Genomic DNA, 12,770 nt, shown 5'->3' on the forward strand with positions numbered 1-12,770 from the left:
ATATGCAAAAAATGATAAATATAAATACAATAAAAGAATATAAAATGAATTGTCTAATAATCAGACAATAGCAAGAAAAAAACTATTGCAAAGTATATTATGCCGGGTGTAAACTTAGTTCAGAAAATAAAAGCACTTTAAAGCAGCAGAGTGCAGGTAACAAAGTAAGACAGAAAATAAAGAGAAAGCAGAAAGGGAACGATTATGACAGAACAGTGGAATGAAAGTACAGCAGTAGCACAGGGTATGTATAATCCGAATTTTGAACATGATAACTGCGGTATCGGAGCTGTGGTAAACATCAAAGGTATCAAATCCCATGCTACAGTAGAGAATGCTTTAAAGATTGTAGAGAACTTAAAGCACAGAGCTGGTAAGGATGCAGAAGGAAAAACCGGTGACGGTGTTGGTATTCTGCTTCAGGTATCACACAAATTTTTCTCCAAGGTAGCAAAGGAATCAGGAATTGAACTTGGTGGAGAAAGAGATTACGGTGTCGGAATGTTTTTCTTCCCACAGGATGAGCTGAAACGGAATCAGGCAAAGAAAATGTTTGAGGTTATCGTGGAAAAGGAAGGAATGAAATTCTTAGGATGGAGAAAAGTTCCGACTGACCCGGATAAACTGGGACAGAAAGCAGTAGACTGTATGCCATATATCATGCAGGGATTTGTAAGACGTCCAGCTGAAGTAGCCAGGGGACTTGATTTTGACCGCCGGCTGTATGTGGCAAGACGGGTATTCGAGCAGTCCAATGATGACACTTATGTAGTATCCCTTTCCAGCCGAACCATCGTATATAAGGGAATGTTTTTAGTAGACCAGCTGCGTCAGTTCTTTGCAGACCTTCAGGATAAAGATTATGAATCTGCAATCGCAACCGTACACTCCAGATTCTCAACCAACACCAATCCAAGCTGGGAGAGAGCACATCCGAACCGTTTCATCGTACATAACGGAGAGATTAATACCATCAAAGGTAATGCAGATAAGATGCTTGCCCGTGAAGAGACCATGGAGTCCGAAGAACTGAAAGGGGAACTGCAGAAAGTCCTTCCGGTTATTAATTCCGAAGGTTCTGACTCAGCAATGTTAGATAATACCTTAGAGTTCTTAGTAATGAGTGGAATGGATTTACCACTGGCAGTTATGATTATGATTCCGGAGCCATGGGCAAATAACAATACCATGTCCCAGAAGAAGAAAGACTTCTATCAGTACTATGCAACCATGATGGAGCCGTGGGATGGACCAGCCTCCATTCTTTTCTCAGATGGAGATGTCATGGGAGCCGTTCTTGACCGTAATGGATTAAGACCTTCCAGATATTATATTACCGATGATGACCAGCTGATTCTTTCTTCCGAGGTTGGAGTGCTTGATATTGATCCGACCAAGATTGTTGTAAAAGAAAGACTTCGTCCGGGTAAAATGCTCTTAGTAGATACCATCCAGGGAAGAGTCATCAATGATGATGAATTAAAAGAGTATTACGCAAGCAAACAGCCTTATGGTGAATGGCTTGACCGTAACCTGATTAAACTGGAGGATTTAAAGATTCCAAATCAGCGTGTTCCGGAATATACCAAAGAAGAGCGTCAGAGAATGCAGAAAGCATTCGGTTATACTTACGAATCACTGCGTGAAGCAATCCTTCCGATGGCATTAAACGGAGGAGAAGGAACTTCTGCAATGGGTATTGATACTCCGCTGGCAGCACTGGCAGGAGACCATCAGCCACTGTTTAATTATTTCAAACAGTTATTTGCACAGGTAACAAACCCGCCAATTGATTCCATTCGTGAGAAAGTGGTTACATCCACTACCGTATATATCGGAGAAGATGGTAACCTGCTGGAAGAAAAGGCGATTAACTGTCAGGTATTAAAGGTAGATAACCCGATTCTTACCAACACAGATTTGATGAAAATTAAAAATATGAAAGTAGAAGGATTCAAGGTTGTGGTTCTTCCTACTACATATTATAAGAATACAAGCCTGGAAAAAGCATTGGATCATCTGTTTGTAGAAGCAGACCGTGCATACCGTGACGGTGCAAATATCCTGATTCTTTCCGACCGTGGCATTGATGAGAACCATGTGGCAATCCCATCCCTTCTGGCAGTATCCGGACTGCAGCAGCATCTGGTAAAGACCAAGAAGAGAACTGCAGTTGCCATGATTCTGGAATCCGGTGAACCAAGAGAAGTACATCATTTTGCAACATTGCTTGGTTATGGTGCCTGTGCAATCAACCCATATCTGGCACAGGATACCGTAAAGCAGTTAGTAGACGAGCATATGTTAGACAAGGATTACTATGCAGCAATCCATGATTACAATCAGGCAATTATCAGTGGTATCGTAAAAATTGCTTCCAAAATGGGTATTTCAACCATTCAGTCTTATCAGGGTTCTAAGATTTTTGAGGCAATTGGTATTGACTCCGCAGTAATTGATAAATATTTCACAAATACCGTAAGCCGTATCGGTGGAATTACACTGGAAGACATTGCAAAAGATGTAGATACTCTGCATTCTGCAGCCTATGATCCATTGGGATTAGAGACAGACCTTACTTTAGACAGCAAGGGACGTCACAAGATGAGAAGTGGCGCAGACAGCCATCTTTACAATCCGGCAACCATCCATCTTCTGCAGGAATCAACCAAACGTGGAGATTACAACCTTTTCAAACAGTACACAGATCTTGTGAACAGCGAAGAGCGTGATGCAAATATTCGTGGACTGATGGATTTCAATTTCCCGAAAAAAGGTGTTCCAATTGAAGAAGTAGAAAGCGTAGATTCTATTGTAACAAGATTTAAAACAGGTGCGATGTCCTATGGTTCTATTTCCAAGGAAGCCCATGAAACACTGGCAATTGCATGAACCATTTACATGGTAAATCCAATACCGGTGAGGGTGGAGAAGATCCGGACCGTATCGCAAGTAAACATACAAGCTTAGACAGATGTTCTGCAATCAAGCAGGTAGCGTCCGGCCGGTTTGGTGTAACCAGCCGTTACTTAGTCAGTGCAGAAGAGATTCAGATTAAGATGGCACAGGGTGCAAAACCTGGTGAAGGTGGACACCTTCCGGGCAAGAAAGTATATCCTTGGATTGCAAAGACAAGACTTTCCACACCGGGTGTATCCTTGATTTCGCCGCCACCTCATCATGATATCTACTCCATCGAGGATTTGGAGCAGTTGATTTACGATTTGAAGAATGCCAACCGTGATGCAAGAATTTCCGTAAAACTGGTATCAGAAGCAGGTGTGGGTACAGTCGCAGCCGGTGTTGCCAAAGCAGGAGCGCAGGTAGTATTGATTTCCGGATATGACGGTGGTACCGGTGCAGCACCAAGCAGTTCTATCCATAATGCAGGACTTCCTTGGGAACTTGGACTTGCAGAGACACACCAGACTCTGATTATGAACGGACTTCGTAATAAGGTAAGAATCGAGACAGATGGTAAGCTGATGAGCGGCCGTGATGTAGCAATTGCTGCATTGCTTGGAGCAGAAGAGTACGGATTTGCAACTGCACCGCTGGTAACCATGGGATGCGTGATGATGCGTGTATGTAATCTGGATACCTGCCCTGCCGGAATCGCAACACAGAATCCGGAGCTTCGGAAACGTTTCGCGGGAAAACCGGAATATGTAGAAAACTTCATGCGGTTTATTGCAGAAGAATTAAGAGAAATCATGGCGAAGTTAGGCTGCCGTACCATTGATGAAATGGTAGGAAGAAGTGACCTTCTCCGGGTAAGAGAGGATTTGACAGACCGGGAAAAAGAAATCGACCTTTCCAAGATTTTGAATAACCCGTTTGCAGGACCAAAGGAGAAAGTTACATTTGATCCAAAACATGTATACGATTTCGAACTGGAGAAGACCAAGGACGAAACTGTACTGTTAAAACAGCTTTCTTCTGCACTGGATAAGAAACAGAAGAGAAGCATTGATGTAGAAGTAAGCAATACAGACCGTTCCTTTGGTACCATCTTTGGTTCCGAGATTACAAAGAAATATGACGATACTTTAGAGGAAGATACCTTTATCGTAAAATGTACCGGTGCCGGCGGACAGAGCTTTGGCGCATTCATTCCAAAGGGACTTACCTTAGAGCTGGTAGGAGATTCCAACGATTACTTCGGAAAAGGACTTTCTGGTGGAAAACTGGTTGTCTACGCTCCGGCAGGTGTGAAATATAAGAAGGATGAAAATATTATCATCGGTAACGTAGCACTTTACGGTGCAACCAGTGGTAAAGCATTTATCAGTGGTGTGGCAGGAGAACGTTTCTGCGTACGAAATTCCGGAGCTTCTGCAGTAGTAGAAGGTGTCGGTGACCATGGATGTGAATACATGACCGGTGGCCGTGTGGTTATCCTTGGTAAGACTGGTAAAAACTTTGCAGCCGGAATGAGTGGTGGTATCGCTTATGTATTAGATGAGGACAACGACCTTTATACCAGAATCAATAAGGAAATGGTATTCTCAGAAGAAGTCGGAAACAAATATGATGTTATGGAATTAAAAGATATGATTAAAGAACACGTAGCTTTGACCAATTCTGAAAAGGGAAAAGAAATCTTAGATAACTTCAGTGAGTATCTGCCGAAGTTCAAGAAAGTAATTCCATACGATTATAACCGTATGTTAATGGCAATTGTTCAGATGGAAGAAAAAGGATTGTCTTCCGAACAGGCACAGATTGAAGCATTTTATGCGAATACAAGAAATTAAGGAGGGGACGCAAAATGGGAAAACCAACAGGATTTATGGAATATGACAGAGAGAATGCAGCAGCGGTTGCACCAAAGGAGCGTATCAAGAACTTTAACGAGTTCCATACCCCTCTCTCAAAAGAGAAACAAAGAGTACAGGCAGCACGTTGTATGAACTGCGGCGTGCCGTTCTGCCAGGCTGGTATGAATATCATGGGAATGACCAGCGGATGTCCGCTGCATAATCTGGTACCGGAGTGGAATGACCTTTTGTATACCAACAACTGGGAGCAGGCATATAACCGTCTGACCAAGACCAACAACTTCCCGGAATTTACCTCAAGAGTATGTCCGGCACTTTGTGAAGCAGCCTGTACCTGTGGACACTGGGAAGACCCGGTAACCTGTAAGGCAAATGAGCATGGAATCATTGAAAATGCCTATGAAAAAGGATATGCTGCAGCAAAACCTCCAAGAGTCCGTACCGGAAAGAAGGTTGCAATCATCGGTTCCGGTCCTGCCGGACTTGCAGCAGCAGACCAGTTGAATAAAAGAGGACATTCCGTTACCGTATTTGAAAGAGATGACCGTGTCGGTGGACTTTTGATGTATGGAATCCCGAATATGAAGCTGGAAAAATGGGTTATTGACCGTAAGATTAATATAATGAAAGAAGAGGGTGTCGAGTTTATTACCAATACCAATGTTGGAAAAGACATCAAGCCGGCAAAACTCTTAAAAGAATATGACCGTGTCATCTTAGCCTGTGGAGCAAAGAATCCAAGAGACATCAAAGCTCCGGGCAGAGATGCAGAAGGCATTTACTTTGCAGTAGATTTCTTAAAGGCAACTACCAAGAGCCTTTTAGATTCCGAGCTTAAAGATAACAAATATATTTCTGCCAAGGGAAAGAAAGTAGTTATCATCGGTGGTGGAGATACCGGAAATGACTGTGTCGGAACTTCTATCCGTCACGGCGCAGCCAGTGTCATCCAGCTTGAAATGATGCCAAAAGCACCGGATGAGCGTGCAGAGAACAACCCATGGCCGGAGTGGCCAAGAGTCTGCAAGACAGACTACGGTCAGGAAGAAGCAATTGCCATGTTCGGTTCCGACCCTCGTATTTACCAGACAACCGTAAAAGAGTTCTTAAAAGACAAGAACGGTAAGCTCTGCGGATTAAAAACCGTAAAATTAGAGGGCAAAAAGGATGAAAAGACCGGACGGATGCAGATGGTGGAAGTACCGGGCTCCGAAAGCAAGTTAGATTGTGATCTGGTTCTGATTGCAGCAGGCTTCCTTGGAACAGAAGATTACATTGCCAAAGCATTCGGCGTAGACTTAAATGCCAGAACCAATGTGGCAACAGAAGCCGGTCATTACAAGACCAATGTGGAAAATGTCTTTACAGCAGGAGATATGCATCGTGGACAGTCCCTGGTTGTATGGGCAATCCGTGAAGGAAGAGAAGCAGCCCGTGAAGTAGACGAAAGTCTGATGGGATATTCTTATCTTTCCGTACAGTAATGAAAATTACAATATAATGATAGAAGAAAGTCGTCTGACTATGGTGCACCGGAGGGTGAGCTGTGGCAGGCGGCTTTTTCGTGGTTGACACATTCTGCTTTTGGGGCATAAAATAACCCTTGTGACAAAAAGAGCGAGAAGAAAACAGCGAAAGGACATAAAGAGAATGAGCAGGAAAGCAGTATTTTTTGATATTGATGGAACATTGTGGGACGAGCATTTTGTGATACCGGAGAGCACAAAGGAAGCAATCCGGAAGCTGCGGGAAAATGGACATCTGGCATTTCTCTGCAGCGGAAGAACCAGAGCATTTATTCAGGATGAAAGATTGCTGACACTGGGATTCGACGGAATTGTGGCAGGCTGCGGTACCTGGATAGAGATGGATGGAAAAACACTTTTTTATAAAAAATTAGAACAGGAATTGATAGAGGATACCATACATATATTAAAAGAGTATGGAATTCCTACGGTATATGAGGGAAGCCGGAATTTGTATATGGATCTGGAAGAATTTGAAGAAGACCCTTATGGCTTGAAACTAAAAGAGACATTGGGAGAGGATTTGCTGCCGGTAACGGGAAATGAAGCAATTATGGAAATCAGTAAGTTTTCCTGCTCCACACCGGATGATACTTATCTTAAGGTACTTTCCCATCTGGAAGAGAATTTCACACCGCTGGTGCATGATGCGGCATGTGCAGAGTTTGTTCCAAAAGGATTTTCCAAAGCGTCCGGCATCGAAAAAACCTGTGAGCTTCTTGGTATTGAGAAAGAAGATACCTATGCATTTGGAGACAGTATCAATGATGTGGAAATGTTAAAGCATGTGCAGCATGGAATTGCCATGGGAAATGGTACCAAAGCAGCAAAAGAAGCAGCGGATTATATCACAGCACCATTGCACGAAGACGGCATTTATAAGGGATTGGAGCATTTTGGACTGATTTCATAAACAAATCTAAAAAAAGTATTAAATCGTTACAAATTACAGAAAGTGAGAAAACGAGAGAAAAAACGAGATATTAAGAGTAAATATAAGGAAACAAGAGAAAAATAAAAAATGGTCAGGCTTGCGAAAAAGAGACGCAGAAACTATTATATGACTATCAGTTAGCACTCGGTTTGAATGAGTGCTAATAAAAAAGAAAGAAAACAAAGAGACCGAATCAAGGAGGCAATGAATCATGAAATTAGTACCATTATCAGACAGAGTTGTATTAAAACAGTTAAAAGCAGAGGAAAAAACCAAATCCGGAATTATCTTAGCAAGTGCTGCACAGGAGAAACCACAGGAAGCAGAAGTAATCGCAGTTGGTCCTGGCGGAGTGGTAGATGGCAAAGAAGTTACCATGCAGGTAAAAGAAGGACAGAAGGTTATTTATTCTAAATATGCCGGAACAGAAGTAAAACTGGATGGCGAAGAATATATCATCGTAAAGCAGAATGATATTCTTGCAGTAGTAGAATAATCGAATTGATAATTGGTAAATAAAACAAATAATAAAATAGGAAAATAGAAGAAAGAGGTAAGAAATTATGGCAAAGGAAATCAAATATGGAACAGAAGCCAGAACAGCATTAGAGGCTGGAGTTGATAAACTGGCAAATACAGTCAGAGTAACAATCGGACCCAAAGGAAGAAACGTTGTACTGGATAAATCATATGGCGCTCCATTAATCACAAATGATGGTGTTACCATTGCAAAAGAAATCGAATTGGAAGATGCATTCGAAAATATGGGCGCACAGCTTGTAAAAGAAGTAGCAACCAAGACCAATGACGTTGCTGGTGATGGTACTACAACAGCAACCGTTCTTGCACAGGCAATGATTCAGGAAGGAATGAAGAACTTAGAGGCTGGTGCAAACCCAATCGTTTTAAGACGTGGTATGAAGAAAGCAACTGAAAAAGCAGTTGAAACAATCGCAGCAATGTCTTCTAAAGTAACCGGAAAAGACCAGATTGCAAAAGTTGCATCTATTTCCGCAGGTGATGAAAGCGTTGGCAACATGGTAGCAGATGCAATGGAAAAAGTTTCCAATGATGGTGTTATTACCATTGAAGAGAGCAAGACCATGCAGACAGAGCTTGACCTGGTAGAAGGTATGCAGTTTGACCGTGGATACATTTCCGCATATATGTGCACAGATATGGATAAGATGGAAGCAGTTTTAGATGAGCCGTACATCTTAATTACCGATAAGAAAATCAGCAACATTCAGGAAATCCTTCCACTGTTAGAACAGATTGTTCAGTCCGGTTCCAGACTTCTTATCATTGCTGAAGATATCGAGGGTGAAGCTTTAACTACATTGATTGTAAATAAACTGCGTGGAACATTTAACGTTGTAGCAGTAAAAGCTCCAGGATATGGCGACAGAAGAAAAGAAATGTTAAAAGATATCGCTATCCTTACCGGTGGTCAGGTAATTTCAGAAGAAGTTGGTCTGGAATTAAAAGATGCTACTATGGCACAGCTTGGCCGTGCAAAATCTGTTAAGGTTAAGAAAGAGAACACCGTTATCGTTGATGGTGAAGGAAATAAAGAAGAAATCCAGGCAAGAATCGGCCAGATTCGTGCACAGCTTGAAGAGACAACATCTGAATTTGATAAAGAAAAATTACAGGAAAGACTTGCAAAACTGGCAGGCGGCGTAGCAGTTATCCGTGTTGGTGCTGCAACAGAGACAGAAATGAAAGAAGCAAAACTTCGTATGGAAGATGCTTTGAATGCAACAAGAGCAGCAGTCGAAGAAGGAATCATCGCAGGTGGCGGTTCTGCATACATCCATGCATCCAAAGAGGTTGCAAAGCTTGCTGAGACATTGGAAGGTGATGAGAAGACCGGTGCAAAGGTTATCTTAAAAGCATTGGAGGCTCCATTGTATTACATTTCCGCAAATGCAGGTCTTGAAGGTGCAGTTATTATTAATAAAGTAAAAGAGTCCGCTCCTGGTATCGGATTTAATGCAGCAACAGAAGAATATGTAGATATGGTAGAAGCTGGTATCCTTGACCCGGTTAAGGTTACAAGAAGTGCTTTGCAGAATGCAACATCTGTAGCATCTACATTACTTACAACGGAATCTGTTGTAGCAAATATCAAAGAAGATGCTCCTGCAATGCCGGCAGGAAACCCAGGTATGGGAATGATGTAATAAGAAAATAAAATATATTACTGAAAAGTAAGGATAGAGAGCTCCTGGCTGCGGATAATGCAGTCAGGAGTTTTACTATGCAGTTTTTTTCCTGATGTTAGTTTTTTGGGGGCAGTTGTTTTGATTTGCAAAATATGTTACAATTATTTCATTGTGTAACATGAAGTCTGAACAGCAAGGAGGAAGAAAAATGGGAAAGGTAGTTATTCTTACAGACAGTTCCAGTGGAATTCGTCAGGCAGAAGCGCAGCAGTTAGGGATTAGCGTATTACCAATGCCTTTTTTTATAAATGGTGAAACACTGTTTGAGGATATCAATCTGACACAGGATACATTTTATGAGCATCTGACAGATGGAGCAGAGATTTCAACATCCATGCCGGCAGTAGGAGACCTTACAGACCGTTGGGATGAGCTTTTAAAAGAATATGATGAAATAGTATACATTCCTTTATCCAGTGGATTGAGCAGTTCCTGTGAGACAGCAACAGCATTATCTTCAGATGAAGAGTATGAGGGCAGGGTTTTTGTAGTAAACAATCAGAGAATTTCTGTAACACAGAAACAGTCCGTATTTGATGCAATCAGGCTGGCAGAGAGTGGCAAGAGCGGAAAAGAGATTAAAGATATTTTAGAGGATGCAAAATTCCAGTCCAGCATTTATATCATGGTAGATACCCTTTACTATCTGAAAAAAGGTGGAAGAATTACACCGGCAGCAGCAGCACTGGGAACATTGTTGAAATTAAAACCGGTATTACAGATTCAGGGTGAAAAGCTGGATGCTTTTGCAAAAGCCAGAACGGTAAAGCAGGCAAAAAGCATTATGATAAAAGCAGTAAAAGATGACTATGCATCCCGCTTTAAGGAGTGTCAGGATGAGATGCAGCTTTGTATTGCATACACTGGAGATATAAGTGCAGCGATGGAATTCCGCAAAGAAGTGGAAGCAGAATTTGGGATTACAGACATTATGATGGATCCGCTTTCTTTAAATGTATCCTGCCATATCGGACCGGGAGCATTAGCACTTGCCTGTGCAAGAAAATTATAGGATTTAAAGTGTAAATTCTTGGTAAAATTGATTGACCAACCACAAAATATTGTGTAGAATTGAAATAGTTTAACTTGTTAATGTATAAAAGCAAGTAACATATCATGGTAAAACGAAGGAGGAAAATGAAAATGGCATTTTGTGGTAATTGTGGCACACAAGTGGGTGATGATGCAGATTTTTGCCCAAATTGTGGCCAGAAATTAAAAGGGGAGATGGAACAGCCGGCAGAGCAGGAAGCACCGGTACAGGAACAGCCGGCAGAACAGAAACACCGGTACAGGAACAGCCGCAGCAAGGACAGTTCCAGAGTCAGCCGCAGCAGGGACAGTTCCAGGGACAGCCACAGCAGGCACGCCCGCCTAAGAAACCATTTAAGATGACGAAACAGTTATGGGCATTGCTTATTGCAGTCATTGCAGTTGTAGTAGTTGCAATTGTTGCACTTGTGGTAGTGAAGAATCAGAAAAAGAAAGTAAATATCAACGATTATATTTCTGTAGAGTATAACGGATATGAAACAGCGGGAACAGCATATGTTGATTTTGACGAGACCGGATTCAGTGAAGCTGTTATCAAGGCACAGGGAAAGAAACTTAAAAATGTAAAATCTCTTGATGACCTTGACTGGAGTGACCTCACAGATTTGATGGGAAGTAGTAATTGGGATTTGATTGACAGTATTACTTTTGATGTGAAACCGGATTCAGACCTGTCAAATGGTGATGTGGTAACCGTTACTGCTTCATGGAATGAAGATTATGAGAAAAAAGCAGGAGTTAAAATTCTTTCCAAAGAACAGGAATTTACAGTAGAAGGACTGGAAGAAGTAAAAGAAGTTGATCCGTTTGAAGATATCGAGGTAACCTTCTCAGGAACACCACCTTATGTATATCCAGACTGGACCAATAATTCAGATGATGATTACTTACGTTATCTGTGGTTCAATTTTGAAGATTATGACAGTCTTGATGTCGGAGATACCGTAACTTTAACAGTTGATGAATCAGAAGAGAATGCATTGGCAAATGGTTACAAATTCACACAGACATCAAAAGAATATACTGTATCCGGAGTAGATTCTTATGTAACATCTGCTGCAGATATTTCAGCAGACAATCTGGATTCCATGAAAAATGAAGCAACAGATGCGTTAGATGCATATTTTGCAAATAACAATTCCTATATTGGAAATTCCGGATTCAGTTATGAAGGTTCTTATTATCTGGTTGCAAAAAACAGTGATACATGGGGTGATACGAACGTCCTTTATCTGGTATTTTCGACAACTGTAACCAGTGCAGAAAGTGCATTTGAGCCAACTGTTGTATACTTCCCGGTAAAATATACAAATATAATGGCATTATCTGATGGAAGCCAGAGTTTCAATACATACGGTGATATCGAAGGATATACTGATTTAGAGTATGATGACGGATGGTATAATGTTGATGGTTATACAGATGGGGCACAGATGTTTAATGATCTGGTTGTAACTCAGAAGGTTGATTATACTTACGAAGTAACTGATAATTTAACTCAGTTTGGAAACTAAAGGAGAAGGAAATGAATTCTGGAAATGATTTTACAAAGCACATTCATGTGAAAAATATCATTCGTCTGTTATCTATTTTATTAATGGTATTTTTCTTTGTGCCATCATTTATGGTATCCTGTGCAGGATATGGAAATATTAAAATCAGCGCTTTTAAAGCTATGACAGGTATTAAGATAGAGGGTGAAAGTGTAACAGATCCAAAAGTAATCTGCATTATAATGCTGTTGCTTCCAATCGCTATGCTGGCTCTCTGGTGCTTAAAGAGCGTATTAAAAGACAAAATTGCTGCAATCGCATCCGGAAGCTGTGCAGTTGTTGACTTTATTTTCTGGATTGCACTTTGCGTCGGAGTAAATAAGGAAGCAACAGATAATTACTGTACAGCGAAAGTTACAGCCGGATTTATATTTAATATATTGTTTATTCTGGCAATTGTAGTGTTGGATCTGTTGATTATTATCAACGTACTTCAAGCTGAGAAACCATTAATCAGACAGAAAATGATGAACGGATATCAGGGAATGCCACAGCAGAATATGTATGGAAATGTGCCACCACAGCAGGGACAGTTCCAGGGACAGCCAATGCCGCCACAGCAGCAGGGACAGTTCCAGGGACAGCCAATGCCGCCACAGCAGCCAGTACAGCCGGTATGCAGTAAATGTGGTGCTCCGCTTGTAGCTGGAAATAAGTTTTGTACCAAGTGCGGAAATCCGGTTGCATAAACTGGA

The 12,770-nt window shown here is 41.5% G+C and carries 8 protein-coding genes and 1 pseudogene; all 9 read left to right on the plus strand.

Annotated features, from left to right (window positions below):
• The first annotated feature begins 204 nt into the window (after window positions 1–204).
• The 9 genes and pseudogenes from gltB to DW059_RS08405 all read left to right on the plus strand — a co-directional run bounded on the left by gltB (window position 205) and on the right by DW059_RS08405 (window position 12,764).
• Window positions 205–4,757: pseudogene (gene gltB / locus DW059_RS08365) on the plus strand (glutamate synthase large subunit).
• A gap of 14 nt (window positions 4,758–4,771) precedes the next feature.
• Window positions 4,772–6,265 carry a glutamate synthase subunit beta gene (locus DW059_RS08370; protein ID WP_117698470.1) on the plus strand — a complete coding sequence of 498 codons (1,494 nt, stop codon included), beginning with the start codon at window positions 4,772–4,774 and terminating at the stop codon, window positions 6,263–6,265.
• A 166-nt stretch (window positions 6,266–6,431) separates the two neighbouring features.
• The gene (locus DW059_RS08375) at window positions 6,432–7,220 is read left to right on the plus strand and encodes a Cof-type HAD-IIB family hydrolase (RefSeq protein ID WP_117698471.1); all 789 of its coding nucleotides are present in this window, start codon (window positions 6,432–6,434) and stop codon (window positions 7,218–7,220) included.
• A gap of 232 nt (window positions 7,221–7,452) precedes the next feature.
• Window positions 7,453–7,737 (plus strand): co-chaperone GroES, encoded by a 285-nt coding sequence (gene groES, locus DW059_RS08380; RefSeq protein WP_022242508.1) that lies wholly within the window; start codon window positions 7,453–7,455, stop codon window positions 7,735–7,737.
• Window positions 7,738–7,804: 67 nt separating this feature from the next.
• The gene (groL, locus tag DW059_RS08385) at window positions 7,805–9,427 is read left to right on the plus strand and encodes a chaperonin GroEL (protein WP_022242509.1); all 1,623 of its coding nucleotides are present in this window, start codon (window positions 7,805–7,807) and stop codon (window positions 9,425–9,427) included.
• Window positions 9,428–9,617: 190 nt separating this feature from the next.
• Window positions 9,618–10,481, plus strand: a complete 864-nt coding sequence (locus DW059_RS08390) for a DegV family protein (RefSeq protein WP_117698472.1) — start codon at window positions 9,618–9,620, stop codon at window positions 10,479–10,481.
• Between the two features lie 131 nt (window positions 10,482–10,612).
• Entirely contained in the window at window positions 10,613–10,864 is a 252-nt protein-coding gene (locus tag DW059_RS08395; RefSeq protein ID WP_158552087.1) for a zinc-ribbon domain-containing protein, read from the plus strand.
• Window positions 10,861–12,036 (plus strand): hypothetical protein, encoded by a 1,176-nt coding sequence (locus tag DW059_RS08400; protein ID WP_117698474.1) that lies wholly within the window; start codon window positions 10,861–10,863, stop codon window positions 12,034–12,036. Before DW059_RS08395 ends, DW059_RS08400 begins: the two co-directional genes overlap by 4 nt.
• A gap of 11 nt (window positions 12,037–12,047) precedes the next feature.
• Window positions 12,048–12,764 carry a zinc ribbon domain-containing protein gene (locus DW059_RS08405; RefSeq protein ID WP_117698475.1) on the plus strand — a complete coding sequence of 239 codons (717 nt, stop codon included), beginning with the start codon at window positions 12,048–12,050 and terminating at the stop codon, window positions 12,762–12,764.
• Window positions 12,765–12,770 lie beyond the last annotated feature (6 nt).

Origin of the sequence: Roseburia sp. AF42-8 (genome assembly GCF_003435965.1) — a bacterium.
In the GTDB taxonomy this organism is placed as follows: domain Bacteria; phylum Bacillota; class Clostridia; order Lachnospirales; family Lachnospiraceae; genus Roseburia_C; species Roseburia_C amylophila.

Coding starts and splice junctions, on each gene's coding strand:
- DW059_RS08370 (WP_117698470.1), top strand. CDS start 4,772: ATGGGAAAACCAACAGGATTTATGGAATATGACAGAGAGAATGCAGCA.
- DW059_RS08375 (WP_117698471.1), top strand. CDS start 6,432: ATGAGCAGGAAAGCAGTATTTTTTGATATTGATGGAACATTGTGGGAC.
- groES (WP_022242508.1), top strand. CDS start 7,453: ATGAAATTAGTACCATTATCAGACAGAGTTGTATTAAAACAGTTAAAA.
- groL (WP_022242509.1), top strand. CDS start 7,805: ATGGCAAAGGAAATCAAATATGGAACAGAAGCCAGAACAGCATTAGAG.
- DW059_RS08390 (WP_117698472.1), top strand. CDS start 9,618: ATGGGAAAGGTAGTTATTCTTACAGACAGTTCCAGTGGAATTCGTCAG.
- DW059_RS08395 (WP_158552087.1), top strand. CDS start 10,613: ATGGCATTTTGTGGTAATTGTGGCACACAAGTGGGTGATGATGCAGAT.
- DW059_RS08400 (WP_117698474.1), top strand. CDS start 10,861: ATGACGAAACAGTTATGGGCATTGCTTATTGCAGTCATTGCAGTTGTA.
- DW059_RS08405 (WP_117698475.1), top strand. CDS start 12,048: ATGAATTCTGGAAATGATTTTACAAAGCACATTCATGTGAAAAATATC.